This window comes from Pseudofrankia sp. DC12 (assembly GCF_000966285.1).
Lineage (GTDB): Bacteria > Actinomycetota > Actinomycetes > Frankiales > Frankiaceae > Pseudofrankia.
This window is the reverse complement of the sequence record NZ_KQ031391.1, coordinates 4630181-4656496: the sequence shown is the minus strand read 5'-3', so window position 1 is coordinate 4656496 and position 26316 is coordinate 4630181. Positions and strand designations below refer to the sequence as shown.

26 protein-coding genes are annotated in these 26316 nt (G+C 72.6%); 12 read left to right on the top strand and 14 right to left on the bottom strand.

The features are described 5' to 3' along the window. Positions 1 to 16: 16 nt before the first annotated feature. On the bottom strand, positions 17 to 901 hold the full coding sequence (locus FRADC12_RS18740) for a helix-turn-helix domain-containing protein (RefSeq protein ID WP_045879838.1): 885 nt from the start codon (positions 899 to 901) through the stop codon (positions 17 to 19). Positions 902 to 1349: 448 nt separating this feature from the next. On the opposite strand from FRADC12_RS18740, the gene FRADC12_RS18735 reads away from it, so the two are divergent. Then, complete coding sequence (locus FRADC12_RS18735) at positions 1350 to 2114, top strand: hypothetical protein (RefSeq protein WP_045877615.1); 765 nt, start codon at positions 1350 to 1352, stop codon at positions 2112 to 2114. A gap of 280 nt (positions 2115 to 2394) precedes the next feature. Next, positions 2395 to 4290 (top strand): DNA helicase RecQ, encoded by a 1896-nt coding sequence (gene recQ / locus FRADC12_RS18730; protein WP_084010970.1) that lies wholly within the window; start codon positions 2395 to 2397, stop codon positions 4288 to 4290. A 192-nt stretch (positions 4291 to 4482) separates the two neighbouring features. Here recQ and FRADC12_RS18725 read toward each other — a convergent pair whose 3' ends face one another. The 5 genes from FRADC12_RS18725 to FRADC12_RS18705 all read right to left on the bottom strand — a co-directional run bounded on the left by FRADC12_RS18725 (position 4483) and on the right by FRADC12_RS18705 (position 10414). After that, a complete protein-coding gene (locus FRADC12_RS18725) occupies positions 4483 to 5766 on the bottom strand; it encodes an ABC transporter ATP-binding protein (RefSeq protein WP_232303887.1) in 1284 nt (427 codons plus the stop codon). A gap of 2 nt (positions 5767 to 5768) precedes the next feature. After that, the gene (locus FRADC12_RS18720; protein ID WP_052711001.1) at positions 5769 to 6644 is read right to left on the bottom strand and encodes an ABC transporter permease; all 876 of its coding nucleotides are present in this window, start codon (positions 6642 to 6644) and stop codon (positions 5769 to 5771) included. Then, positions 6632 to 7696, bottom strand: a complete 1065-nt coding sequence (locus FRADC12_RS18715; protein WP_052711000.1) for an ABC transporter permease — start codon at positions 7694 to 7696, stop codon at positions 6632 to 6634. Before FRADC12_RS18715 ends, FRADC12_RS18720 begins: the two co-directional genes overlap by 13 nt. A 1-nt stretch (position 7697) precedes the next feature. Continuing rightward, entirely contained in the window at positions 7698 to 8879 is a 1182-nt protein-coding gene (locus tag FRADC12_RS18710) for an ABC transporter substrate-binding protein (RefSeq protein ID WP_084010968.1), read from the bottom strand. Positions 8880 to 9274: 395 nt separating this feature from the next. Then, on the bottom strand, positions 9275 to 10414 hold the full coding sequence (locus FRADC12_RS18705) for a TIGR03364 family FAD-dependent oxidoreductase (RefSeq protein ID WP_045877613.1): 1140 nt from the start codon (positions 10412 to 10414) through the stop codon (positions 9275 to 9277). 167 nt (positions 10415 to 10581) lie between these two features. On the opposite strand from FRADC12_RS18705, the gene FRADC12_RS18700 reads away from it, so the two are divergent. The 7 genes from FRADC12_RS18700 to FRADC12_RS18680 all read left to right on the top strand — a co-directional run bounded on the left by FRADC12_RS18700 (position 10582) and on the right by FRADC12_RS18680 (position 14972). Further along, entirely contained in the window at positions 10582 to 11367 is a 786-nt protein-coding gene (locus FRADC12_RS18700) for a phosphonatase-like hydrolase (protein WP_084010964.1), read from the top strand. A 92-nt stretch (positions 11368 to 11459) separates the two neighbouring features. Further along, positions 11460 to 11915 carry an MFS transporter gene (locus tag FRADC12_RS28560; protein WP_052710999.1) on the top strand — a complete coding sequence of 152 codons (456 nt, stop codon included), beginning with the start codon at positions 11460 to 11462 and terminating at the stop codon, positions 11913 to 11915. Continuing rightward, positions 11876 to 12247 carry an AMP-binding protein gene (locus tag FRADC12_RS32430; protein WP_052710998.1) on the top strand — a complete coding sequence of 124 codons (372 nt, stop codon included), beginning with the start codon at positions 11876 to 11878 and terminating at the stop codon, positions 12245 to 12247. The genes FRADC12_RS28560 and FRADC12_RS32430 overlap by 40 nt, the downstream gene beginning before the upstream one ends. Further along, a complete protein-coding gene (locus FRADC12_RS32425; protein ID WP_052710997.1) occupies positions 12199 to 12498 on the top strand; it encodes an AMP-binding protein in 300 nt (99 codons plus the stop codon). The genes FRADC12_RS32430 and FRADC12_RS32425 overlap by 49 nt, the downstream gene beginning before the upstream one ends. A gap of 158 nt (positions 12499 to 12656) precedes the next feature. Continuing rightward, positions 12657 to 13571 carry an SDR family NAD(P)-dependent oxidoreductase gene (locus tag FRADC12_RS18690; protein ID WP_045877612.1) on the top strand — a complete coding sequence of 305 codons (915 nt, stop codon included), beginning with the start codon at positions 12657 to 12659 and terminating at the stop codon, positions 13569 to 13571. A gap of 25 nt (positions 13572 to 13596) precedes the next feature. Continuing rightward, on the top strand, positions 13597 to 14292 hold the full coding sequence (locus tag FRADC12_RS18685; RefSeq protein ID WP_045877611.1) for a 2'-5' RNA ligase family protein: 696 nt from the start codon (positions 13597 to 13599) through the stop codon (positions 14290 to 14292). Between the two features lie 191 nt (positions 14293 to 14483). Continuing rightward, positions 14484 to 14972, top strand: coding sequence for a transposase (locus FRADC12_RS18680; protein WP_084010960.1), 489 nt, complete (start codon positions 14484 to 14486; stop codon positions 14970 to 14972). Between the two features lie 471 nt (positions 14973 to 15443). Here FRADC12_RS18680 and FRADC12_RS18675 read toward each other — a convergent pair whose 3' ends face one another. From FRADC12_RS18675 to FRADC12_RS18650, 6 genes are all read right to left on the bottom strand, one after another. Next, positions 15444 to 15947, bottom strand: coding sequence for a tetratricopeptide repeat protein (locus FRADC12_RS18675; protein WP_045877610.1), 504 nt, complete (start codon positions 15945 to 15947; stop codon positions 15444 to 15446). Between the two features lie 25 nt (positions 15948 to 15972). Then, complete coding sequence (locus tag FRADC12_RS18670) at positions 15973 to 16563, bottom strand: AAA family ATPase (protein ID WP_157488922.1); 591 nt, start codon at positions 16561 to 16563, stop codon at positions 15973 to 15975. Positions 16564 to 16876: 313 nt separating this feature from the next. Further along, the gene (locus tag FRADC12_RS18665) at positions 16877 to 17653 is read right to left on the bottom strand and encodes a response regulator (RefSeq protein WP_255355206.1); all 777 of its coding nucleotides are present in this window, start codon (positions 17651 to 17653) and stop codon (positions 16877 to 16879) included. Beyond that, positions 17653 to 19113, bottom strand: a complete 1461-nt coding sequence (locus FRADC12_RS18660) for a sensor histidine kinase (RefSeq protein ID WP_157488921.1) — start codon at positions 19111 to 19113, stop codon at positions 17653 to 17655. Before FRADC12_RS18660 ends, FRADC12_RS18665 begins: the two co-directional genes overlap by 1 nt. A gap of 46 nt (positions 19114 to 19159) precedes the next feature. After that, entirely contained in the window at positions 19160 to 19990 is an 831-nt protein-coding gene (locus FRADC12_RS18655) for an ABC-2 transporter permease (protein ID WP_045877608.1), read from the bottom strand. Continuing rightward, on the bottom strand, positions 19987 to 20949 hold the full coding sequence (locus FRADC12_RS18650) for an ABC transporter ATP-binding protein (protein WP_045877607.1): 963 nt from the start codon (positions 20947 to 20949) through the stop codon (positions 19987 to 19989). Before FRADC12_RS18650 ends, FRADC12_RS18655 begins: the two co-directional genes overlap by 4 nt. A gap of 428 nt (positions 20950 to 21377) precedes the next feature. Between FRADC12_RS18650 and FRADC12_RS18645 the strand changes: the two genes are divergently transcribed. The 3 genes from FRADC12_RS18645 to FRADC12_RS18635 all read left to right on the top strand — a co-directional run bounded on the left by FRADC12_RS18645 (position 21378) and on the right by FRADC12_RS18635 (position 24300). Continuing rightward, entirely contained in the window at positions 21378 to 22088 is a 711-nt protein-coding gene (locus FRADC12_RS18645) for a TetR/AcrR family transcriptional regulator (protein ID WP_084010956.1), read from the top strand. 79 nt (positions 22089 to 22167) lie between these two features. Further along, a complete protein-coding gene (locus tag FRADC12_RS18640; RefSeq protein WP_232303886.1) occupies positions 22168 to 22902 on the top strand; it encodes a TetR/AcrR family transcriptional regulator in 735 nt (244 codons plus the stop codon). Positions 22903 to 23028: 126 nt separating this feature from the next. After that, entirely contained in the window at positions 23029 to 24300 is a 1272-nt protein-coding gene (locus FRADC12_RS18635; protein WP_045877606.1) for an FAD-binding protein, read from the top strand. A gap of 163 nt (positions 24301 to 24463) precedes the next feature. On the opposite strand, the gene FRADC12_RS18630 is transcribed toward FRADC12_RS18635, so the two are convergent. Together FRADC12_RS18630 and FRADC12_RS18625 are read right to left on the bottom strand one after the other, a co-directional pair. Continuing rightward, on the bottom strand, positions 24464 to 25126 hold the full coding sequence (locus FRADC12_RS18630) for a response regulator transcription factor (RefSeq protein ID WP_198152963.1): 663 nt from the start codon (positions 25124 to 25126) through the stop codon (positions 24464 to 24466). Next, a complete protein-coding gene (locus FRADC12_RS18625) occupies positions 25123 to 26280 on the bottom strand; it encodes a sensor histidine kinase (RefSeq protein WP_198152962.1) in 1158 nt (385 codons plus the stop codon). Before FRADC12_RS18625 ends, FRADC12_RS18630 begins: the two co-directional genes overlap by 4 nt. Positions 26281 to 26316 lie beyond the last annotated feature (36 nt).

Genomic DNA, 26316 nt, shown 5'->3' with positions numbered 1-26316 from the left:
CCCGGAAACGGGGCGGTCAGCCCCCTGTTCGCAGCTCCGTCACACGTTTACTCATCATCTCCAGCGATATGTCCGGGGCCTGGGCAACACGCCGCGCACTGACGAGCGCGTCGAGGTAGACCCGGACCGGCTCAGGCTCGTCCACGAATGTCTGCTGGCCGAGAGCCTCCGCGAAAACGACCGGGCTGAGGTCCTGGTCCTCGAAGCTGAACAGGGTGAAGCCGACCCCCTCGGCCGGGTGGACGGGCGCGTCGGACCGGATGATCTGCACCACGACGCCGGCACTCTCGGCGCACCGCAGCACGTGCTCCCACTGGTCCGCCATCAGCGGGCCATCGCCGATCGTCCGGCGCAGCACGGCCTCGTCCATCAGGACGCTGAGCCTCGGCGGGTCGGGCCGGTCGAGCAGCCGCTGCCGGCGCTGGCGCAGCGCGACCCGCCGGGCCAGCAGCTCGGGGGCGACGCCGCTCACGGAGCCCACCAGCGCCCGCGCGTAGCCGGCGGTCTGCAGCAGCCCCGGAATGAGCGAGGTGGCGTGGATCTCGATGGTGACGGCGCCATCCTCCAGGCCGAAGAAGGTCCCCGACCCGGGCGGGACGACGTCGGTGAACTCCTGCCACCACTCCCGACCGCGCGCCCGTCGGACCAGTTCCTCCAGGTCACGGCGTTCCGACTCGTCGAAGTCGATGAGGTGGGTGATCGCGGTGAGGTCCTGGATGCGGATTCCCGAGATCCCGGTCTCCATCCGGCTGACCTTCGCCGCGGAGCACTCCAGCCCCCGGGCCAGGTCCTCGATGGTCAGCCCGGCCCGCTGCCGGTAGCGCCGCAGGCCCTGCGCGAGCCGCCGACGCGCCAGGACCGCGTTCGTCGCCCGATCTGCATCCGACCTCGCGGGAACCATGCCGAGATCCTCCATCCCCCACCACAGCCGCCCATACCCGGTTGACCAATCCAGCCAACGACACCGTAGGCCGGGCGGAAATTTTTTCCTGCAGATCCAGGATGCAAATTGCAATTTGACCATACAATGCGAGTATGCCCCGGTACCAGCACCGCCGTTGCGGGGGCTCGGCGACGGGTCCCGGGGCCCGCCGCGGGGGCGGAGCCGCGCTCTCCCGTGCGCTCCGCCCCCGCCAGGCCCGGCACGTCCGTCGCCGCTTCATACCGGAGGAAGCGCCGGGCGGTCCGCCCACCGGCGCCGCGGCGGCTGCCGGCCGGGGCACCGGGGCCCGCATCACCCTCCCACCCCGCCTGAACAGTGCGTTCCTCGCGTCACCCTCCTCGCCTGGCCGCGTGACGCGCAACCCACGAAACCACGAGACGTACGACGAGACCGACGGGACAGCGCGATGAGGGGCGCAGAGCCGGCGATCAGCCAGGAGCGGTGGGTCCTGGTCTACGAGTACACGCCGCAGCGGGCGCAGAAGCCGGCCGGCACGAGGATCGACACCGGCGGGACCCTGGACATCGGCCGCGAGGGGATGCTCGCCCTCGGGGTGGAGGTGTGGAGCGAGGGCATCTCCCGCAAGGCGGTCATGGTGACGGCGACCGAGTCCGGCTGGGAGGTCTCGGTACCCAACCGGCACGGCGCCGTCCTGCACCCGTGGGGTCAGGCACCCAGGAAGATGGCGCCGACGGAGCACATCTCCTGGCCGCGGGCCGCGATCCGGGTGCTCAACGCCGAGCCGGTCGACAAGCCTGACGGCACGCACCACTGGGTGCTGCTCGAAGCCGACCGGCTGCCGATCACGAAGGCCGGCCCGAGCCCGGCGCGGAACACGACGACCATCACCTTCACGCCCCCACCGCCGACCCCGCTGACCGAGAAGCAGGACGCGGCGCTGCGGCACGTGTTCGCCGAGCTGCTGGCCTGGCCGCCGCGGCTGCCGGCGAAGCCGCGGACCCTCGAGGCCACCGGCCGTCACCTCGGCGGCGTCACCGAGGAGGCCATCCGCGAACGGCTGCGGCCCGTCCGCGACCGCGCGCTGCGGCTGGGGCTCGCCGACCGGGTGGGCCTGACCGATCCCCAGTACCTCTACTGGCTGGTCGAGAACGGCTTCGTCACCCCGCCGCACGGCACCGACCACCGCATCCAGCTCCCCTGGCTGGCGTGACGGGCCCGCCCTGCCTGCCGCGGCCGTGCTCGTCCCGGCGAGGCGCGGGCCGGTCGCCGGCCGGCCACCCGGCCGGCTCGCCGCCGGCGTTGTCCACAGGCTGGCGGCGGGTGGCACCGGTGTCGGACCTGGCTCCTACAGTGGCGGAGTGACCTTGCCGCTGGCAGAGACCACCGCACCCGCCGAAGCCACAGCACCCGCCGAAGCCACAGCGCCCGCCGAAGCCACAGCGCCCGCCGAAGCCACAGCGCCAGTGAGCGCCGCAGTACCAGTAAGCGCTGTGGCCCCGGGTGGCGCCGAGCCCGCGGCCGGTGCCGCGACGCCAGCCGGCACTGCCACGCCGAGCGCGGTCGCTCAGGTGCTGCGGCGGGTGTTCGGGTACGAGACGTTCCGGCCGGGCCAGGGCGACATCATCGAGCACGTCGTCGCCGGCGGGGACGCGCTCGTGCTCATGCCCACCGGAGGCGGGAAGTCGCTGTGCTACCAGATCCCGGCCCTGGTCCGGCCGGGCACCGGGGTCGTCATCTCGCCGCTCATCGCGCTCATGCAGGACCAGGTGGACGCGCTGCGGGCGCTCGGCGTCCGAGCCGACTTCCTGAACTCCACGCAGGACCCGGGCGAGCGCCGGACTGTGGAGGCGCTGTTCGTCGCCGGCGAACTGGACCTGCTGTACCTCGCGCCGGAGCGGCTGCGGCTGCCGTCCACCGGTGACCTGTTCGACCGGGCCAGGATCTCGCTGTTCGCGATCGACGAGGCGCACTGTGTCGCCCAGTGGGGCCACGACTTCCGGCCGGACTACCTGGAGCTGTCCACGCTGCACGAGCGCTGGCCGGACGTGCCCCGCGTCGCGCTGACGGCGACCGCGACCCCGGCCACCCACAAGGAGATCACCCAGCGCCTCGGCCTGACGGACGCCCGCCACTTCGTCGCCGACTTCGACCGGCCGAACATCTCCTACCACATCGTCCCGAAGAAGGAACCGAAGAAGCAGCTGCTCGACCTGCTGCGCACCGAGCACGCCGGCGACGCGGGCATCGTCTACTGCCTGTCACGCTCGTCGGTCGAGCAGACGGCCGACTTCCTGGTCGCCAACGGGATCCGGGCGCTGCCCTACCACGCGGGCCTCGACGCCCGGCTCCGCGCGGGCAACCAGTCCCGGTTCCTGCGCGAGGACGGGCTGGTGATGGTCGCGACGATCGCGTTCGGCATGGGCATCGACAAGCCTGACGTGCGCTTCGTCGCCCACCTCGACCTGCCGAAGTCGGTCGAGGGCTACTACCAGGAGACCGGCCGGGCCGGCCGCGACGGGCTGCCGTCGACCGCCTGGCTCGCCTACGGGCTGCAGGATGTGGTCCAGCTCCGCAAGATGATCGACTCCGGCGAGGGTGACGCCCAGCACCGCCGCCGCCAGGGCGTCCACCTCGACGCGATGCTCGCGCTGTGCGAGACGGTCGAGTGCCGGCGGGCCGGGCTGCTGGCCTACTTCGGCCAGGAGGGCCACGCGGCCTGCGGCAACTGCGACACCTGCCAGCACCCGCCCGAGACGTGGGACGGCACGGTCCCGGCGCAGAAGCTGCTCTCCGCCGTGCTGCGGATGGCCCGGGAGCGGCGGCAGAAGTTCGGCGCCGGGCACCACATCGACATCCTGCTGGGCCGGGCCACCCCGAAGGTGACGCAGCACGAGCACCAGACGCTGTCCGTCTTCGGCGTCGGGACCGAGCTGAACGAGTCGCAGTGGCGCGGGGTCGTCCGGCAGCTGCTCGCCCAGGGACTCCTCACTGTCGAAGGCGAGCACGGCACGCTCGTACTCACCGACGCCAGCACCGAGGTGCTGCGTGGCCAGCGTCAGGTGCCCATGCGGCGCGACCCCGAGCGGGTCGCCAGGGCCGGGTCCGGGGCGAGGTCGGCCAGCGGGTCCGCGGACGGCAAGGCCAAGCGCGCCGTGGTCGACCTGTCGGCCGCGGAGATGGAGGTCTTCGAGCGCCTGCGCGCGTGGCGTGGCGCCACCGCCAGGGAGCAGGGCGTGCCGGCCTACGTGATCTTCCACGACGCAGCCCTGCGCGAGATCGCCAGCCGGGCGCCGTCGACCTTGTCCGAGCTCGCCACCATCAGCGGCGTCGGCGAGAACAAGCTCGCCAAGTACGGCCAACAGGTCCTCGACGCCCTCGCCGGTTAGGCCCGGCGCCTGGAGCCGCTTCCCGCCCCTGACCAGCCAGGGCAGTCCCTGCCGCCCGAGGTAGGTTGATCGCCGTATCGGCCCTCGGATGGTCGTGGTCAGAGCTAGTCCACAACCGCCAGAGGGCCAAGACGGCGATCTGGAACACAAGTCCGGGCGGGCCCGGGGTCGGGTCCGGCGAACGCGGGCCGGTCAGCCGCGCGTCGCCGGCGCGGTCACCAGGACCGGCCGCTCGGCGAGGGCCACCCAGACCACGGCACCGGGGCCGAGCTCGCCGACCTGGATGGTGGCCACGTCCGCGACGACGAGACCGGCCGCGTCCGAGGCGGCGTCAGCGAGCTCGGCGGCGCCCTTGCCACCGACAGCGGCGCGCGCGACGCCGGGCAGCTCGACCTGCACGCGGGTGATCGCGCCCCGGAAGGAGCGCTGCACCACCGTGCCCAGCACGCCGGCCCCCGCGGCCGGCTCGCCGTCGCGCACCGAGGTGACGATGACGGCCTCCGGGCGAACAAGAACGTCGACGTCGCCCGCGAGGCCCCGGGCACCCACCTCCAGCACCGGAAGCCGCTGACCGGTCACCTCGACCGTGTCCCCATCGGCGAGCGTGCCTGGAAGGCGGTTGACGGTGCCGACGAACCCGGCGACGAACGGCGTCGCGGGCCAGGCGTAGACGATCTCGGGAGCGGCGAGCTGCTCGAGCTGCCCGGAGCGCATGACGCCGACCCTGTCGGCCATCGACAGCGCCTCTTCCTGGTCGTGCGTCACGAACAGGGTCGTGATCCCCAGCCGCGTCTGGAGCGACCGGATCTCGTCCCGCAGCTGGGCCCGCACCTGGGCGTCCAGCGCCGAGAGCGGCTCGTCGAGCAGCAGCACTCGCGGCTCGATCGCGAGCGCCCGGGCGAGCGCGACCCGCTGCTGCTGCCCCCCGGACAGCTGGTGCGGGTACTGGCCGGCCTGCGCGGCCAGCCCGACCAGCTCCAGCAGCTCGCCAGCCCGCGCCCTTCGCCTGCGGGCCGGCGCCCGGCGCAGCCGCAGGCCGAAGGCGACGTTGTCCAGCGCGGTCAGGTTCGGGAAGAGGCTGTAGGCCTGGAACACCATGCCCATGCCGCGCTTGTTCGCCGAGATGCCGGTGACGTCGGTGCCGCCGACGAGGATCTCGCCGGAGTCGGGCCGTTCGAAGCCGGCGACCGCCCGCAGCGCCGTCGTCTTGCCGCAGCCGCTGGGACCGAGCAGCGCGACCAGCTCACCGGGTGCGATCGTCAGCGACAGGCCGTCGAGCGCCCGCACGGCGCCGTAGCTACGGCGCAGGTCGCGCATCTCGATACCGACCGCGTCCGCCGCCGGTCCGGCGTCGCCGGAGGTGACAGGCCCGCCCGGATCGGACAGGGCCGCCTCCACCGCCTCGCCGGCCTCGCCCACCGCGTCCGCCCTGCCGGCCTCGCCGGCGGTGTCGTCCGCCATCGCGGTCTCGCCCACGGCTAGAACCCCCCAAGGATGTTCGCGTGGCGGCCACGCCGGCTGCCAAGCGTGATGAGCAGCATCAGCAGTACCCAGGTCAGCAGCAGCGAGATCATCGACACGGCGACCGAGACGCCAGCCTGGGTCTGAGCGACTGAGACGATCCAGGTGGGGAACGTCAACCACAGCAGCACATGCGCCATCGCGAACTCGCCGAGTACCAGCGCGACCGTCATCACGCAGGCACCGAGCACAGCGGTGCGCAGGTTGGGCAGCACCACACGGAACAGCTCGGTGGCCCAGCCGCCGCCGAGGCTTCGGGAGGCTTCGACGAGCGTCCGCAGATCGACCGCGCCGATACCGGCGTCCAGCGACCGGTAGGCGAACGGCAGTGCGAGGATGACGTACTCGAAGCCCAGGCCGTACGGCGTCGACACCATCCACGCGGGCCCGTTCGAGCTGAACGCGCCGAGCACGCCGACGACGAGCACGATCGGCGGGATGACCAGCGGCAGGACGGTGATCGTCTCGATGACCCGGCGCAGCCACGGGAACCGCAGGTGTACCAGCGTCATCGTCGGCACCAGCAGGCCGATGGTGATCCCCACGGCCATGAGCGCCAGCTTGACCGACAGCCACAGCGACGAACCGAAGTCGGCCATCCTGGTGAACTGGCGGTACGAGGCGAGGCCGTAGCCGCCATGCGGGTCACGGAAGCTGAACTCCAGCGACGCGATGAGCGGCAGCAGGAAGAACAGCCCCGCGAGCAGGAAGATCGCCCACCTCCAGGCGCCGGAGCGCACCACGGCCCACGCCCCGCGCGAGTGGGGCCGGCTCGGGGCCGGCGGCGACGCGGCGCCCGCGCCCAGGGGGGCGGTGTCGGTCACCGCAGCCATCGGGAGGCCCTCCGCGTCAGCAGGGTGTAGCCGATCATCACGATCGCGATCACCAGGATCATCTCGAGACCGAGGGCCTTGCCGACGTTCTCGCTGCCGGCGATGACGTTCCCGGAGACCAGGTTGCCGATCTTGATCGGGACCAGGTTCACCGTGCCGGCTGTCAGGGCCTGGGCGGTGGCGTAGGCCGCGAACGAGCTGCCGAACAGCAGCAGGAACGCACCGGCGAGCGACGGGAACAGGACCGGCAGGCCCACGTGCCGCCAGAACGCCCAGGTCGAGGCGCCGAGGCCCTGCGCGGCCTCTCGCCACTGCGGGCGCAGCCCCTCAAGGGCCGGTGTGATCGCGAGAACCATGAGCGGGACCTGGAAGTAGCTGTAGACGACGCAGACCCCGCTGAACGTGTAGAGCGAGAACCCGGTCGCCGAGAGGCTGATACCGACGTCCTTGAGCCACCGGGTGGCGAGGCCCGTCGTGCCGAGGGTGGCGATGAAGGCGAAGGCGAGCGGCACACCGCCGAAGTTCGCGAACACGCCGGACGCGGTGGTGACGATCCGGCGCAGCCAGGTGTTGCGCCGGGTCGTCAGCACCGCCTGCGCGAGCAGGCCGCCGAAGACGACGCCGATGGCTGCGGTGAGCAGTGAGACCTCGATGCTGGTCAGGAACGCCGACCGGTAGAGGCCCTCGGAGGTCGTCCGGATGTTGCCCAGCGTCCACGTGCCGTTGTCGGTCTTGAACGAGTCGAGGATGACCGCCAGGACGGGAAACCCGAGGAAGATCACTGTATAGGCGAAGAACGGCAGCGTGCCGAGCAGCGCGATCCCGTCCCGCCGCACTGCCCCAGGCAGAGCCTGGCCCACCCGCTGACCCAGTCGGCCCAGCGGCCGCGGCCCGCCCCCGCCCACGCCGGCGGGCGGCTCGAGCGAGCCGGCCGGCGCGGTGCCGGTGTCGGATGCCGACGCGGCAGTGCCGGGGCGGTCGCCCGCCCCGGCACCGGTGGACGCCTTGGTGGATTCAGGCCCGGAGCGGGCCTGGGCGTCCGACGAGCTCACGTCACGCGCCCCCGACCATCTTCGCCCAGTTGTCGGCCAGCACCTGCTGAGCCTTGGTCAGCTGGTCGTTGGTCGGGTACTTCGTGTCGGACGGAGCCGTCGGAAGCGCGGCGAGCAGGGCCTTGTCGACCGTGCCGGCCGTGGTCATCGGGCCGAGCCGGATCGGGCGGGCCCGGCCCTTCAGCCAGAGGTTCTGGCCCTCGTCCGAGTAGAGGTACTCCTCCCAGAGGCGCGCGGCGGCCGGGTGCGGCGCGGTCGCGTTGATCGCCTGGTCGTAGTACGAGGCATAGGAGGAGTCGGTCGGGATGTTGATCTTGTACTGGCCACCGGACATCTTGTCGGCGACCGAGCCCGCGTTCAGGTAGTCCCACCAGAGCAGGATCGGGGTCTCACCGCTCTGCACGGTGGCCGGCGTGCCCTTGGTCGGGACGAAGTTGCCGCTCTTGCGCAGGTCGGCGAAGTACTGGATGCCCGGCATGATGTCGTCGAATGACCCGCCGTTGGCCAGCGAGGCGGCCATGACGGCGGCGAACGCCGCGCCGGCCTGGGTCGGGTCACCGTTGATGGCGACCTTCCCCTTGTACTCGGGCTTCTTCAGGTCAGCGAAGCTCGTCGGCGGGTCGGTGATGACCTTCGAGTCGTAGCCGATCGAGACGTAGCCGCCGTAGTCGGCGAACCACTTCCCGTCCGGGTCCTTCAGCGAGCTGTCGATGTCCTTCCAGGTGGCGACCTGGTACGGAGCGAGCAGGTTCTCGGAGGTGGCCTGCAGCGCGAAGGAGTTGCCCACGTCGAGCACGTCCGGCGCCCGGCTCTGCCCCTTCAGCTGCTTGACCGCGGTGATCTCGTCGGCGCTGGAGCCGTCCGGGTTGGCACTGTTGATCTTGATGCCGTACTTCTTGGTGAAGCTGGAGATGATCTCTCCGTAGTTCGCCCAGTCCGGCGGGAGGGTGATGACGTTGAGCTGGCCCTCCTTCTTGGCCGCCGCGACCAGCGCGTCCATGCCACCGAAGTCGGCCGCCGACGTTGCCTTGGAAGCGTCCACCTTGGCGCCAGCCGTGGCACCTCCGCCGTTCGACGAGCCACTGCTCCCGCCGCAGGCCGCGGCGAGCAGGCCCACGACGACCGTTCCGGCGGCAACCAGCTGCAGCTGCCGGCCGACCGGTCGACTCCCTACAAACTTCACGAGCCCCCCAGGGCCAGATCGTTCCCTCCGGCGCGGAGCCACGGCGTTCTCGATGCGGGCGCGCCACATCGGCCAACCGCGTGCTGTCAACGACGGCGCCGGCCGGCCGGGCGGGCGTCCGAGCGGGCACCGTGAGTTCGCTCCGGACTGTCCGCGCAACGTTGACGTGCATGCATGACCATTCGGTATACGGAAGTTGAGCGCCATCCTGTGGATGGGCGAACATCCTGGTCATTGACGCCCACCGCATGCCGAAAAATGAAAGGACACAGAATTGACACAGAACGGATGATGACGCGACGAACGCTCGACACCGATTTGCGGCACATCAGGTGGCCAAGTGGTCTGACGCCGGCCCGGGCGCGGACCGGGTGCCGGATGTGTTCAGCTAACGGTCATGCGAACAGATCAGCGACGACCTGGGCCGCCAGGCCGTGGCAGGTCGTCATGCCGATGCCGGTGGTCACCGCGACGACCCGCACGCCAGGCGTCGGGCTCTCGACCAGGAACTCCCGGTCCGGGGCCGTCGCGTAGCAGCCGCGCCAACGCTCTCGCACCGCGAGCTCGGCGGCCGGCACACCGAGCAGGTCCGCCGTCTCGGCCAGCAACAGGTCATCGACCCGCTCGTCCTGGAACGGGTGATGGGTGACGGCCCGCTCGTGGGTGTCCCCGATGAGCAGGTCCCCGTCGGGAAGCTGCGTGAACATGAGGTTCATGTCGACGGCGAGCAGGTCGGGCCGCTCGGCCTCGAACCGCGCCCGCAGCGCCGGCAGCGACGGGCAGTCCGCGAAGCCTGCGTATCGCAGCAGCGACAGGCCCGTCAGCACCCCCGGCCCGAACCGCTCGACGGCAGCCCCGTCAGCGGTGGCCGGCGCCGCGACCCGGAGCATCTGCAGCACGCACCGCCGTACCCCGGCCCGCTCGGCGATCTCCGGGTGGAGCCGGTCGAGGTCGTGACCGGTCGCCTGCACGATCGCGGGGGCCACGAGCTCGCCGCGGCCGGTGCGCAGGACGCCAGCCGCGGCCTCCAGGGCAGCCGTGCGCCAGAAGAAGGTGACGCCCTCGGCGGCGAGCCAGCGGGCGATCGCGCCGACGGCCTCGCGCGGGTCCACCCTGACGTCCCACGGCAGGAACGCGCCGCCGACCAGCGTCTTCGCCCGCACCGGCACCCGCGCCCGCACGCCATCGGCGTCCAGCATCTCGACCGGGGCCACGCCGGCCGCGGCGAAGTCGCCGAGCACGGCCAGTTCCTCGGCCGACCGGGCGGCGACCACGGTGCCGGTCGGCTCCGCGTAGAAGCCGGCCAGCCGGCCCAGCTCCAGCCAGCGTTCCCGGGCGGCCTTCGCGTAGTCGAGCGCCTGGCCCGCCTGGCCGCTCACGCAGCCGTGGCCGAAATTGCGGACCGAGGCGCCGCGGGCGAACTCGTCGCGCTCGACGACCGCGACCCGCAGCCCGCGGCGCAGCCCCTCCACCGCGTGCGCCAGGCCGATGATTCCCGCACCGGCCACCACCAGATCGAACTCACCCAGCCGCATACGGCCGAGCATGGCCGACGGACCGGCCGAAACGCGCGTCCTCGGCCGGGCGAGACTCGCCTGACACTCGGGGCCGAGAAAATGCTGGTCACCGTCGTGGGAAGGTGTTCGGTGGCTGTTCACATCGTGCCCACCAAGCAGCCAGCCGTTCCAGGAAAGGTGAACACGTGGCCACCGACTCCGTCAGCTCGCTCGTCGCGGACGCCCTGACGCCCGGCCACGGCTCGCCCGAGGATCCCGAACGGATCCGCGTCGACCTGGTGGCCTTCGACATCGCCGGCACGACCGTCGAGGAGCACGGCGCGGTCTACGACGCGCTGCGCGGTGCCGTCGAGGCAGCCGGCGCGTCCACCGGCCTGGTCCTGTCCGACGCGGACGTCCAGCGGTGGATGGGCGCGGACAAGCGGGCCGCGATCCGGGCGCTGCTCGCGCCGGCCTTCGCGGGCACCGACCCGGCCGAGCTGGTCGCCGATGTGGTGGAACGGGTGTTCACCGACTTCCGCGACCGGCTCGACACCGCCTACCGGACCCGGCCGCCGGCGCCGATGCCCGGTGTCGTCGAGGCGTTCGGCACGCTGCGGGCGCACGGCATCAAGATCGCGCTGACCACCGGGTTCGACCGGTCGGTCGTCGGCCCGCTCCTGGCGTCGCTCGGCTGGGACGGCGGCCTGCTCGACGCGGTCGTCTGCGCCGACGACGTCCCGAGCGGCCGCCCGGCCCCGTACCTGATCTTCCGCGCGATGGAGCTGACCGGGGTCACCGCGGTGCGCCGGGTGCTCGTCGCGGGCGACACGGTGCGCGACCTGCGGGCGGGCACGAACGCGGGCGCCGGGGCCGTCGTCGGGGTGCTCTCCGGGCAGGTCGCCGCGACGGCCCTGGGCGCCGTTCCGCACACCCACCTGCTCGCCAGCGTCGCCGACATCCCGGCCCTGGTCACAGGCCCGACGGGCTGAACCGGCCTCGCGGCGTCAGTACATCATCCGCGGGTCGGCGTAGAACTGACCTCGATCAGGTTGTCGGTCGGGTCGCGCAGGACCAGCGTCCGGTGCTCCTCGGCGAGGCCCTCGCCTGGGCCGGGTTCTACTCGATGTTCTTCTTCGTCACCCTGTACATGCAGAACGTCCTGGGCTACTCCCAGCTGCAGTGCGGGCTCTCGTACGTGCCGGTGAGCGTCGGCATCGGGTTCGGCTCCACCATGGCGACGAACATGTTCATCCGGACCGGTACCCGTCCGATCATCGTCACCGGCGCGCTGCTCGCCGCCGGTGGCATCTTCTGGCTGTCCCGCATCCCGGTGGACGGCACCTATCTCGGCAACCTGCTCACCCCGCTTGTGATCATGGGGGCCGGGCTGGGACTGCTGTACGCCGGTGCGGGAGCGACCAGCTCGGCGGGGTGCTGCTTGCCAGCTCCGGCACGACCGGGACGCCCAAGCAGGTGTTTCTGGATGCCCGCCGGCTGTTGCACGTCGCGGCCGCCGTCGCCCGCCACCACCGGATGACCGCCGCCGACGTCGGCTACAACCCGCTTCCGCTGGTCCACGTGAACGCCGAGGTCGTCGGCCTGCTGGCGACGCTGGTCGGCGGCGGCGAGCTCGTGCTCGACGAGCGCTTCCACCGCCGGGGCTTCTGGGACCTGACCCAGTCTCGGGGCGTCACCTGGATCAATGCCGTTCCCGCGGTCCTGGCGATCCTCGCCCGCGAGCCGGCGCCGTCGCCGGCCCAGACATCCACGGTGCGCTTCGTGCGGTCGGCCTCGGCGCCGCTGCCGGGCGCCGTCCTACCGTGTTCGAGGCCGCCACCGGCCTGCCCGTCGTCGAGACCTACGGGATGACGGAGGCCGCGAGCCAGATCACCGCGAACCCGCTGGGCGGCGGGCGCCGGCCCGGCTCGGTGGGACGGCCGGTCGGCGCCGAGGTCAGGGTCGTCGACCCGGCCGGGCGGCTCTGTCGAGCCGGCGAGACCGGGCAGGTCCAGATCCGCGGCCGTGGCGTCATCTCGACGTACGCCACCGAGACCGGCAACGAGCGGTTCCTGGCCGGGGCGAACGAGCTGTTCCGGGCGGCTGACGTCGCCGAGAGCTAGGCTTCCAGGCAGCGGGAACCAGCTTCCACAGCAGCCCCTGTGCGCCGGCGGGCTCCGATCCTGCCCAGGTCGCGGGCCGCTTGGCCCCGGACCGGTGACCACGGCCGCGGGACCTCGAAGCGGGCCGCGAGGCGACCGGAGCATGAGGAGTGGGTACGGTGACGGCGACGTTCGATCTCGGGCTGGCGGGCAGGGCCGCAGTGGTGACCGGCGCCGGCGCCGGCATCGGTCAGGCGATTGCGCGTGGGCTGGCCGCCGCGGGAGTCCGGGTCGGCCTGGTCGAGATCGACCGGGCCCGGGCGGCCGCCACCGTCGAACTGATCGAGAAAGAAGGCGGCCAGGCCCTCGCGCTCCACGCGGATGTGATGGACACCGCCGCCCTCACCGCGGCCATCACCGCCGCCCACGCCGAGTTCGGCCGCCTGGACATCCTCGTCAACAACGCAGGTGGGGTGAAGGCGAGCCGGTTCCTCGACCAGAGCGAACGTAGCTGGCGCCGCCACATCGACATCAACCTCGTCAGCATGCTCGCCGCCACCTCGACCGCGGCTCCCCTGATCGCCCAGACCGTCGCCGCCGAGGGCGAGATCAACGGCCCACGGCGCAGCGGCGGCTCCGTCGTCAACATCACCAGCATTGAGGGCCTGCGCGCCGCCCCGATGTACGCCGTCTACGCCGCCTGCAAGGCCGGAATGATCAACTTCACCCGGACGATGGCACTGGAGCTCGCCGAATCCGGCATCCGGATCAACGCGATCGCCCCCGACCTCACCGCGACCGCCGGCATCCGGGGCATCATGCGCGGCCCCGTCGACCCCGACGCACTGCCCGCTCCCCCGGCCGAGCGCCTCGACGGCATCGAGCGCTACATCCCGCTCGGGCGCGAGGGCGTCGCCGCCGAGATCGCCGACGCCGCCGTGTTCCTGTGCTCGGACCGGGCCGCCTACATCAACGGCAGCACGCTGAGCGTGGACGGCGGCACCGCCGCCTCCGCCGGCTGGCTGCGCGCCGGCTCCGGCTGGACCCTCCACGGCGCCCCTGCCCCCTCCGGCTTCGCCATCGGAAACCAGTAGGAGAACCCCCGCATACGATCCCGCCGTGGACCGGTGGTCGACGGCGGAGCGCCTGTGCGGGCTGCTCGGCGGCGAACTGGCGCAGCACGGCCGGTTCGGTCTCCTGCGCGGCCGGGAGGCCTTGGCGCTGCGGCGCGACGGGGTAGGTGTCTGGCGGGGCGAGGAAGGGCCGCGGGCGTTTCTGACCACGGTCGTGCGGGTGCCGACGGAGCTGGCGGCGCGGGTCCGGGCCGCCGCGCAGCCGGCCGCACCAGCCGGCGCCGACCAGCACTACCTGTATCCCGCTGGTGCCATCCACATCACGCTGGCGAATCTCGACCGGTACGCCGATCTTCCGCTGGAGCGGGTGGCGGCGGTACTCGCACACCGCGTCGGGGCCGCACCACCGATCACCTTCACCCTGCGGGGCCTGGCGGTCGCGCGCCATACCGTCTACGTCCGGGCCTATGCGCGGCCGGCGTCGGCCCCGCTCGCGTTGCGCGCCTCGATCCTGCGCGACCTGGAGACCGGGCCGCCACGGCAGGAGCCGCTGCGGATCGCGGTCAGCAACGTGGTGCGGTTCCGCTGCGCCGACCTCACGGCCGTCCCGCCGGCGGTCCACGCATGCCGGAACGCGTGTTTCGGCTCCTTCCCGCTGCACCGGGTCGAGCTGGTCCGCACCGACAAGGTCCTCTCGGCCGCCGGCACCGAGCTGCTGGCCGCGTTCGACACCACGTCCTGATCAGGCGCGGCTTCGGCGCCCGCGCCGGGCAGCCCCGACCGCCTGCTAGCCGGGCGCGGCTCTCGTGTCGCTGGAAGGCGAACGCGTCAGCGCTGTCGACGGCGACGTTGTCGGAGTCCTGGTCGGTCCAGGTGTCGAGCCAGCCTGAGCGCGGTACGGGGCTGCCCGGTAGGGAAGAGTGACGCCCGTGTTTGGATCGCCAGGTCGACGAGAGGGGTGCGCTGGTCATCGACCTGCTCGACGAGGAGATCGACACCGTCCGCCGCCAGATCAGTACCCGGCTCGCCGGCGATCCGGGCTACCGGGCGGTCCAACAGATCCCTGGAGTCGGGCCGACGCTGGGCGCGGTGTTCGTCGCCGAGATCGGGGACGTGCACCGGTTCCCCACCGCGGGCCACCTGACCAGCTGGGCCGGTCTGACCCCGCGCCACCACGAGTCCGACACGACCGTGCACCGCTGGCACATCACCAAGCAGGGCTCCACCCTGGTCCGCTGGACCGCGATCGAGGCCGTGCAGGTCCTGCCCGCGTCCACCCCGATCCTCGGCACCACCAAAACCAGGATCGGACAGCGGCGTGGCACCAACATCGGGAAAGTCGCCGCGGCCCGCGAACTGCTCACGCTCGTCTACCACGCGTTGCCCGACGGTGAGGCCCGCGCGCTACGCCAGGCGGCGTGACCGGGTCCGGCCCCGGTCGGTGGCGTGGCCGTGCAGGTCATGACCCCCACCCAGTGGCGTGGCCGACCCTCTGACCCCCACCGACCGCGGCCGCAACGCTCCCTGCCCTCGTGGCGAAGGGATGACTGGCAGCCGAACCTGCCACCGACACCGACGCCACCAGCACGTTCGTCGCCGCGGTGCGCCACGCGGCCGAAGAGTTCTCCCACAACGAGGACGCGCACACCGTCCCGCTCGACGGGCCCGTCGTCGGCGCTATCCGGGCAGGTTCGAGGACACCTTCGCCCTACACGATCATCCGGCAGGGCCTGCTGCGCGGGCGGGCCGAGCAGCGCCAGTCGGCCCACGGCGGGTTCGTCACCGCCCTGGTGGCCGGCGCCGCGCTGCTCGCGGACGGCGCGGCGCCCGGGTCATCCTCGCGCAGCCGACCGGACGCGGCAGCCGGCGCCAACGACGGTGGGCGCTCCCCACCTACGGCTGGCGGCCGCGGTCATCGGGCTCGGAAGGCAGCCCGGGGGCGAGTTTGGACAGCTCACTCTCGGTCTGTCGGGTGTTGGGGTGTTGCGGGCCGAGAACGCGACGACGTGCGTCGAGGACCGTGCGCAGCTCGGCGAGCGCGTCGTCACGCCGGCCCTGAGCGGCGAGCGTCTCACCCAGGTTGTGCCTGGTGGTCAGGGTGTCGGGATGCTCGGCACCCAGCACCCTGGTCTCCGCCGCGAGCACCGTCCGGTACTCGGCCTCGGCCTGCTGGTAGCGGCCCCGTTCGGCGAGCACGCAGGCTAGGTTGCCGTTCGTGACCAGGATTTCGATGTCGGCGTCGCCGAGCAGCCGCCGCTCCGCGTCGAGCACGGCGCGGTACTCCTCCTCGGCCTGTTCGAGCAGCCCGGCAACGAAGTACATGGAGGCGACGTTGCTGCGGGTCACCAGCGTGTGGGGGTGATCCTCGCCGAGCTGCGCGCGCTGGGCGGCAAGCACCGCCAGGAACTCCTCCCGTGCCTCGTCATACCGGCCCTGCTCGCGGTGGGCTGGTCGCCCGGACCAGCGGGTGCAGGCTGAGCGTGTAGGCCAGCGGGTCGTCGGGGTCTGGGCCGGGCCGGGCGGCCAGGTCGACGAGGGCAAGGTCGGCCAGGCTCGCGACCCGCGTCCGCGTGGAGGTCAGCAGGTCCAGGTCGTCCGCGTTGTCGACGACCAGCACCCAGGCGTCGCTACGTTCATTCAGCAGCCGCCATACCAGGTCGGACGCGCTCGCCTGGCCCGACCAGGCCAGGCGCAGCTGCTCGGTGTCCGCGCCCAGCTCGACGGCCAGCTGTCGCATTCCGGCGCTCGACGCCGCCGCGCTCGCCGCGGACACCCACCAGGCGGCACGGCCCCCAGTCGGCGCGCCGGCCGGGTCCGCAGGGTCGTCGGCCGAGCGGGCCCGGACCTGGGCGCGCCGGGCCACCTCGAGCGCGACCGTCGTCTTGCCCGATCCCCCCAGTCCGTGCAGGACGAACACCGAACCGTCGTTGCGCTCCATGGCGGCCGTGAGCTCGGTGAGCAGCTCGTCCCGGCCGCGGATGACCGACGGAAGCTGGCCCACAGGGGCGACCACGCTGTTGATAGCTCATGAACCGAGCGGTTACCCTGAAAGCCGCGATCGGTTCTGCTTTCGCTGCCCTCGGTGCCGTCATCGTTGTCAGCGCCCGTTGGAATGTCGCCAGAGGAGAGACCGCCAGACGACGACCGAGGACGGTCTGACGGCCCTCCGCAAGATCCTCACCGACGTGGTGGAACGGATCGAGATCACTGGCGCCAACAGATCGCGATCCAAGCCGAGGAACTCACCGGCTGGCACTTCACCCCCACCCACGACCTACCAGCCGGCTTGGGACGGCCCAGGCTGCCGCCGTCAGCCGGTCACGCCGTCAGCCGTTCGCCCGGTAGCCGGCGCTTGGGGTGATCAGACCGGTCTCGTAAGCGAAGGCGACGGTCTGGACCCGGTCCCGCAGGCCCAGCTTGGCCAGGATCCGGCCGACGTGGACCTTCACAGTGGCCTCGGAGACGTGCAGCCCGTCGGCAATCTCGCGGTTGGTGCGGGCCTGGGCCACCAGGAGCAGGACGTCATGCTCACGGTCGGTGAGGGCGGCCAGCGCGGACGATCGGGCGTCGGCCTGCTCGGGGGTGGGCAGCAGCGGCGTGAACGTCTCCAGCAGCCGGCGCGTGGCGCTCGGCGCGATGACGGCGTCGCCCGCGGCCACCGCGTGGGCGGCCGCGGCGAGCTCGGCCGGGCGCGCGTCCTTGAGCAGGAAGCCACTCGCCCCGGCCCGCAGGCCCGCGTAGACGTACTGGTCGAGGTCGAACGTGGTCAGGATCAGCACCCTGGTCGGCAGCCGGGCCGCGACGATCGCGGCGGTCGCCTCGATGCCGTCCATGCCGGGCATCCGGACGTCCATGAAGACCACGTCCGGGCGCAGCTGACGGGCCAGTCTGACGGCGCTCGCCCCGTCGTCGGCCTCGCCGACGACCTCGATGCCCGGCTCGGCCCGCAGGAACATGCGGAAACCCAGCCTGATCAGCGGCTGGTCGTCGGCGAGCAGCACCCGGATCGACGCCGCGCCCCCGGAGTCGGCGGACAAGGACCCGGCCGGCGCGGACACGGAACCGCCGGCCCCGGCCCGTGCCTGGCCGGCCGGACCCGTCATCACGCCGCACCCGGCAGAACGGTCTCGGCCGGCCGGTCGGTGGCGGCCGAGCGAGGCAGGCAGGCGGTGACGCGCCAGCCGCCGGACCGCAGCGGGCCACAGGTCAGCTCGCCGCCCCAGGCGGCGACTCGTTCCCGCATCCCCGTGACGCCATGGCCCGCGGAGACGGGGCCATCCGAGCCAGGGCTGGGAGGGACCAGATTCTGGGAGACAGCGGACGCAGCGTCGCGGCCTGGGGGGACGGGCTGGCCCACGAAGGCCAACCCGGGCAACCCCGGGTCGTCAGGCTGCCAGCCCGCGGCGCCGTCGTCGACGACGTCGAGCAGCACCCGGTCCGGCCGGTAGTCGACGGTCACCCGGGCGGCGCAGCCCGGGCCGGCGTGCTTGAGGGCGTTCGTCAGCGACTCCTGGATCAGCCGGTAGACGGCCAGCTGGAGCCCACCGGGCAGCGCACGGCCGTCGCCGCGGACCGTCAGCGTCACGGCCAGCCCCGCCGCTCTGACCTGGTCGAGCAACGTTTCGAGGCTCGCGAGCCCGGGCTGGGGCGCGCGGTCCTCCTCAGCCGGCGCGCCGGGTGCCACGGCTGGCAGGGCCGGGTCCGGGGTGTAGCCGCGCAGCACGCCGAGCAGGCGGCGCGTGTCGGCCAGCGCCTCGCGGCCGGTGGCGGAGACCGTGCTCATCGCGTCGCGGGCGGCGTCCGGCGAGCCGCCGACCGTCGCCGCCGCGCCCTCGGACAGCGCGATGATGACGGTCAGGTGGTGGGCGACGATGTCGTGCATCTCGCGGGCGATCCGGCCGCGCTCGCGGGCCGTGGCGAGCTCGGCCTGCTGGTCGCGCTCCCGTTCGAGCCGCTCGGCCCGCTGCCGCAGCTGCGAGAGGTAGGCGGTGCGGGTCCGCGCGAAGATCCCGAGCACCCCGGCAGCCACCGCCATCCCGGACAGCAGGACGAAAACGGTGATCCAGACGCCTACCTCCGCCCACCGGTCGACCGCGAGCCCGATCCCGATCTCCATCACCGCGCCGGCGGCGATGATCGCCCAGACCGACCCGCAGGCCGCGACGGTGTAGAACGCGACGAGCAACGCGATGTCCGCCATCAGCCGGACGTCGAACAGCCACTGGCTGAAGGCGATCGCCGAGACGACGGCGAACGTCGTGAACGGGTGGCGACGGCGGAACAGCAGCGTCGCCGCGAGCGCGACCGTGAGTGAGACGGTCAGGGCGAGCGGGTGGCCCGCCCGCAAGGAGTCACGCACCGCGCTCGGCATACCGAGCGCCAGCACGGCCACCGGCGCGAGCAACGCGAGGGCGCGAGCGTAGTTCCGCGACGGGTCGCCGTCGAACGCCTCGGCCAGACCGCGCACGGCTGCCCACTGCCGAGGCCGCCAGGCGGGCCGGGGGACGGCTCGCCTGGCCCTGGCCTGGACCGCCTGCCACCGCGCCGGCGAGATCACGCTCACTCGTCTCACCTCCCTCCCCGGCCGCGGCCGGCCGGACCTCTCGAGACTAGGCGTCGGCTCGCTTGAGCCGGACCGCCGCGAGGACCACGAAGACGGCCGTCCAGGCCAGGATCACCAGGAAACCCTGGCCCGGCGAGAGAAGGCTCGGGTCCGCGCGCTGCCAGAACGCCGAGCCGGCGTTGGACGGCAGGTACGGGCTGATGTTCGTCGCCCAGGAGGACGGGAGCAGTTCGAACAGCGGCGGGATGACGAAGTAGAGCGCGACGAGGCTGGAGATGCCGGCGGCGGTGTTGCGGAACAGACCGCCGAGCGCCATCCCGGTGAGGCCCACCAGCAGCAGGTAGACCGCCGCGCCAAACACCATCCGGGCCGTGTGCGGGTGCGAGAACGCCACGTTGAGGTGCTTGCTGGCCAGCAGCGACTGGCCGAGGAAGAACGCGACGAGCGTCGAGATGACGGAGGTGACGCCGACGACGGCCGTGAAGACAGCCATCTTGGCCCAGAGGACCGGCAGCCGCCTGGGCACGACCGTGAGCGAGGCACGGATCATGCCGGTCGCGTACTCGCCGGAGACCAGCAGCACGCCGAGCACCCCGACGGCGAGCTGCGCCAGCGTCACACCGCGCAGGCTCGCCTCGGTGGCGTCGAAGGTGAGCTTGCGGGCCGGTTCGAGGTGGTCCCAGTGATTGGCGATCACGGCGCAGAACAGCGCCGCGAGGCCGATGGTCAGCGCCACTGCGGCGGCCAGCGTGATGAGCGTCGAGCGCAGCGAGCGGAACTTCGTCCACTCGGACTTGATCACCCGGGGCTGGCTGACACGCATGCCGGGGAACGGCGGGGCCGTCGCGGTCGGCGGCTCGGCGAGGGTGGTGGTCATCGGGCCTCTCCAGACGCGACGGGCTCACGCCGGGCCGGGATGGACCGGGCCGCGTCCGTGTGCGCGTGGTACTCGACGGAGTCCTCCGTCATCTCCATGAACGCCTGCTCCAGCGACGCCCGCTGGGTGGCCAGCTCGTGCAGCGCCACGCTGTGCGCGCAGGCGATGTCGCCGATCTGCGCGGCGGACAGGCCCCGGACCTCCAGCTCACCGGCGGCGGCGCTGGAGATCGTGACATCCGGCCCGACCAGCAGGTCGCGCAGCTCGCCGGCCCGCGGCGAGCGCACCAGAACGACGGAGCCCGACGCCTGCGCGACGAGTTCGGCCACGGTCGTGTCGGCGAGCAGCCGGCCGCGGCCGATGACGATCAGCCGCTCCGCGGTCAGCGCCATCTCGCTCATCAGGTGGGAGGAGACGAAGATGGTCCGTCCCTCGGCGGCGAGCGACTTCAGCAGCGTGCGGACCCAGCGGATGCCCTCGGGGTCGAGGCCGTTGACCGGCTCGTCCAGCACGACCGTGCGGGGGTCACCGAGCAGCGCGGAGGCTACCCCGAGCCGCTGGCCCATGCCGAGGGAGAACCCACCGACCCGCTTCCTGGCGACCTCGCGCAGGCCGACCAGGTCGATCACCTCGTCGACGCGGCGGCGGGGTATGCCGTTCGTCTGTGCGAGGGCGAGCAGGTGGCTGTAGGCCGAGCGGCTGGTGTGCACCGCGCGGGCCTCCAGCAGGATGCCGAGCTCGGCCATCGGGGCGCTGGCGGACCGGTAGTCCCTGCCGTTCACCCGGACGGTGCCGGCGGTCGGCTCGTCCAGCCCGGCGATCATGCGCATGGTGGTGGACTTACCGGCGCCGTTCGGCCCGAGGAACCCGGTCACGCTTCCGGGCCGCACCGTGAAGGTGAGGTCCGCGACGGCGGTGCGCTCGCCGTAGCGTTTTGTCAGCCCATGAACTTCGATCATCTGTGCTCTCCCGCCACGCCGCGTCGGCCAGCGGGACGGTTCAGGCTGGCCACGCTGCCACGCTAGGGATTCGGCCGTAGGCCGCGCATCAGCCGCAAGACGAGAGTTCGGGCCCGCCTCGTACGTCGCAGGTCGTATGTCGGCCGCCACCGCGACGCAGCGAGCGCCCCCCTTGCGGCTGGACCGGGGCGTTCGCTCCCGCCGACGGGTACGCCCGCGAATGATTCCGAGAAGGCAGACATTTCCGGCCGTATGCCGACCGAGGGTGGCATACGGGTAACGTATAGCCAATAACACTCCGCCGGTTCCCACCTGTGCGCCGACACAGCGTCGACAGTGCGTGCTGACGCTGGAGTTCCGACTCGGTCGCGCGGCGGGTCCGCGGGCTCCACCGGCGGCACCGTCCGCTCGGCTGTAGGGGGCGCTCAATGGGCCAGGTGACCACCTCCACCACGATCGCCGCCGTCTCGGCGCCAGCTACGACAACGACCTCCAAGGCGCCGCCTGCGAGCTTCATGGGGGCGGCGGGCCTGAACGCCAAGGGAACCCGGTTGAACCGACGCGGGCTCGCCACCCGCGGGCGCATCCTGAAGGTCGCCGTGGACCTGCTCGCCGCCGGCGGGCCGGACGTCGTCAGCGCGAATCTGATCGCCCGGGAGGCCGGCGTCACCTGGGGGACGATCCAGCACCAGTTCGGCGAGGCCGACGGCGTCTGGGCGGCCGTCATCGAACACGCGTCCTTCCGGCCGAGCTTCCATCCGACCATGGACCGGCTGGCCGGCCTGCCGCTGGCGGCGCGCCTGGAGGCGATCGTCGATCTGGTCTGGAACTCGCTGGACTCGCCCAGCGCCCGCGCGGTCAACACGCTGCGGTTGTTCCTGCCGCGTGACGCGGCCGTGGTCGAACGGGACCACCCGCGCACCGCCGCCGCGCTGGCCGCCTGGGACAACCGGTGGGCCGAGGTGTGGGACCACGCGTTCGACGGCCTGACCGTCTCCAGGGAGCGCCTGGCCAAGGTCCGGTTCCTCATGCCGGGCGCGATCCTCGGCCTGCACGACATCGGCGGCCTGAGCAGCTACACCGACGTGTCCGCGGCCCGTGCCGGCCTCGTCGAGGCACTGACCCTCTATCTGTCCTGAGGCCGCCCGCTGTCCTGACGCCGCCCGGCTCGCGGGGAATTTCTGGAACCTGTTCTCGTCGGCGTGCGTTGACGCCACCGTGGCTGACCTGGACTTCGCGAACGTGCCCGGGGTGGCGGTCGTCGCCGGTGGGAGCGGCGGGAGCGGCGCCGAGGCCTGCCGGCGGCTCGCCGAGCTCGGCAGCGACGTCGTCCTGGTGACCGGCGGCAGGGGCAGCACCCGGGGACGGCGGGCGGGCAGCCCGGACACCCGCGGACGCGTGCTCGAGATCGCGCGGCGCCGGTTCCTGGCCGACGGCTACCGGGCGGTGACGCTGCGGTCGGTAGCCGCCGAGGCGGGCGTTGACGTCGCCCTGATCAGCTACTTCTTCGGCTCCAAGCGGGGCCTGTTCGGCGCGGCGCTAGGACTGCCCGCGAACCCGGCCGAGCTGCTGCGCGCGGCGCTGCCGGGAGACCGGGCGACCATGCCGGAACGGGTGCTGCGCACGCTGCTGACCACCTGGGACGACCCGGAGCACGGCCCCCGGCTCCGGGTCCTCGCGACCCCGGTCACGCAGGAGCCCGAGTTCACGCGGATGTTCCGCGAGCTCGTCCAGCGCGAGATGACCGAGCAGATGGCCGAGTACGTCGGCGGCGCCGACGCCCCGGCCCGCGCGGCCGTCTTCACCACCCAGCTGGGGGGCGTCATCTTCGCCCGCTACGTCCTCGCGCTGGAACCGATCGCCAGCCTGCCGGCTGATGAATTGGTCCGCCATCTCATTCCCGGGCTGCGGGCCGTGCTGTACGATTCGGCCGCGCCCCCGCGGCGGCGTTGACGCGCCGACGGCTCGCCATGTGGACCCGGTTCGCGCCCGTCGCGGCCACCTCGCGACCGCAGCACAGGCTCACCGCCGGATGCCCGGTGACAGACTCGGCGGCGGGGTGCGGCGGGAGGGACGACGATGGCGAGCGATGCGGCGATGGCGGCGAACTGGGCCGGGAACGTGCGGTTCGGGGCGGAGCGGGTCGTCGCGCCGGAATCGGTTGAAGAACTCCAGGAGGTCGTCGCCGGTACTCGGAAGGCACGGGCTCTGGGCACCGGGCATTCGTTCAGCCGGATCGCCGACACCGACGGAACGCTGATCTCGACCGCGCGGCTGCCACGCCGAATCCGGATCGACGCCGGTGGCACCGTGACAGTGAGCGGTGGCGCCCGATATGGCGACCTCGCCCGTGAGCTGGAGACGGCCGGCTGGGCGCTGCGCAATCTCGGCTCACTGCCACACATCTCGATCGCCGGCGCGTGCGCGACCGGAACGCACGGCTCCGGGAACGGCAACGGCAACCTGGCGACGTCGGTGGCCGGGTTGGAGCTGGTCACCGCGTCGGGCGAACTGGCCTCCGTCCGCCGTGGCGTCGACCCGGACTTCGAGGGCCACGTCATCGCGCTCGGCGCCCTCGGCGTGACCGTCGCGGTGACGCTCGACCTTGTGCCCACGTTCCAGGTCCGTCAGCTCGTCTACGAGGGCCTGACCCAGGCCCGCCTGCTGGCCTCCGTCGACGACATCTTCGCCGCCGCCTACAGCGTAGGTGTCTTCACCGGCTGGGACCCGGCGTCGTCCCAGGTCTGGCTCAAGCAACGGGTCGATGAGCCCGACGGCGACGGTGAACCGCCGGCCGAGCGGTTCGGCGCCCGGCTCGCCACCCGGCCGCTGCATCCGGTGCCGGGCATCGACCCGGCGCACACGACGCGGCAGCTCGGCGTCCCCGGGCCGTGGCACGAGCGGCTGCCGCATTTCCGGCTGGACTTCACGCCGAGCGCCGGGGACGAGCTGCAGACCGAGTACTTCGTGGCCCGGAAGCACGCCGCCGCCGCGATCGAGGCCATCTTCGCGATCGGCGCGACCGTCCGGCCGGCCCTGCAGATCAGCGAGATCCGCACCGTCGCCGCCGACAGCCTCTGGCTGAGCCCGGCCTACCAGCGTGACGTCATGGCCCTGCACTTCACCTGGCTGCCGGACGAGGCCACGGTGCTGCCGGCCGTCGCCGCCGTCGAACGCCAGCTCGCCCCGTTCGCCCCGGCCCCCCATTGGGGAAAGGTCTTCTCGCTACCCCCCGATGCCGTCCGGGCCGGCTATCCCTGTGCGGCACAGTTTCTTGCTCTCGCCGCCCGACGGGACCCGGGAGCGGTCTTCCGCAACCAGTACCTCGACACCTACCTGCCAATGGGCTGACGGCCGGCGCCGTCCACGGCATCGGCCGCCGAACGTTGATCGCTGCTTCGGACCTCGCGTGGTCGTGATCGAAGCTTCCGGCAACCACCCGAAGGCGGAAACGGCGATCACTGGCACGAAGGCGGGACCGGCGTCGCTGGGCCCGGCTCGGCGTCGAGGGGCGTCAGACGGCGGCGATCCGGTAGCCGACCCGGGGAGTCGTGGCGATGACCGGCGGGTCGCCGAGCTTGCGGCGAAGCCGGCCGATGGTGACCAGAACGGTGTTGGTGAACGGGTCGGCGTGCTCGTCCCACACCTGCTCCAGCAGGTCCTCGGCGCTCAGATACGCCGGGCTCGCCCGCAGCAGCGCCTCCAGCACCGAGAACTCCTTGGCGGACAGGTCGAGCGGCCGGCCGTCCCGGGTGACGGTCCGGCGGATCGTGTCGAGCTCGACGCCCACGGCCCGCAGCGTCGCCGGCCGGGCGGCGGGGCTCCGGCGGGCGAGCGCGCGAATCCGCAGTACCAGCTCGGGGAAGTGGAACGGCTTGGTCAGGTAGTCGTCGGCGCCGAGCGAGAGCCCGCTGACCCGGTCGACCGGGGAGTCCGCGGCGGTGAGCATGAGCACCATGACCCGGTCGTCCCGCCCGGCGATCATCTGGCAGAGCGTGTCGCCATGGATGCCGGGCAGGTCGCGATCGAGGACGACGACGTCGTAGCTGTTGGTGGCCAGCTTGGCCGCGGCCTCCAGGCCGTCGTGCGCGACGTCGGCCGCAATCGCCTGGTCCCGCAGCCCCTCGACCAGGACGGCGGCGAGCCGGCGCGCGTCCTCGACCACCAGCACCCTCACGCCACAACCCCCGGCAGTGCGGCGCCCGCCGCGCCCGAGGCCGCGGCCCGCGGCAGGCCGACGGTGACCCGGAGGCCGCCGTCGGCGCGGGCACGCAGGTCGAGTGTGCCGCCGTCGGCCTCGGCGATGGCGGCCACGATCGAGAGGCCCAGCCCGGCGCCGGCCGCGTCCGACCCGGTGCGCTCCACCCCGAGCCGGCGGAAGGGCCGGCCCAGCTCGGCGACCTCCTCCTGTGCCAGCACGTCCCCGCCGTTCTCGACGATCACCCGGGCCGCCGGGCCGGACACGGCCGTGGCGACCCGGATCCAGCCGCCGTCGTGGTTGTGCAGGATCGCGTTGTCGAGCAGGTTGTCGATCATCCGGCTCAGCAGCGGCTGACTGGCCACGATCCAGGTCTCCTCCAGGCTGTACACCCGGTGCAACTGGAGGCCCCGGCCGGCGAGCTGGTCCGCGCGGGGGGCGAGCCGGGACGAGACGGCCTGGTCCAGGGCGATGACCGCCCGGTCGGGCAGGGCGCCGTGCTGGCCGCGGGCGAGGGCGAGCAGGCCGTCGAGCAGCTCGTCCACCCGGTCCAGCTCGACGCGCACCCGGCCGGCCAGGGTGATCGTCTCGACCGGCACCGGGCCCGGCTTGGCCGCGGCGACGTCGACGAGCGCCCGGACGGTGGCCAGCGGGGTGCGCAGCTCGTGCGACGCGTTCGCGACGAAGCGGCGCTGCGCCCCGAACGCCCCGTCCAGGCGTCCCAGCAGGGCGTCAATGGTGTCCGAAAGGTCCTTGAGCTCGTCCTTCGGGCCCTGCATCGCGAGCCGCTCGTGCAGGCTGTCCGCGGAGATCCGGCGGGTGGCCGCGATCATCGCCCGCAGTGGCCGCAGCGCGCGGCCGGCGGCGAGCCAGCCGACCACGACTGACACGACCGCCATCACCCCGAGCGCGATCAGCGACCCGAGCAGGTAGCCGTGGGACACCGACATGCGGACGGCGCCTGACCCGGCGGGCGGGCTGACCGGGTCCGGGCGGGTGGCCACCGCGGTGGAGGAGACCGACGTCGACCCCACCCCGTTGGTGATCCCCAGCAGCACCACGGAGGAGACCACGAACAGCACGCTGTACAGCACCGTCAGCCGCATCCGGACGGTCCGACGCACCTTGATCACAGTCCCCTCCTTCAGCCATCGCGGGCCCTGACCTTC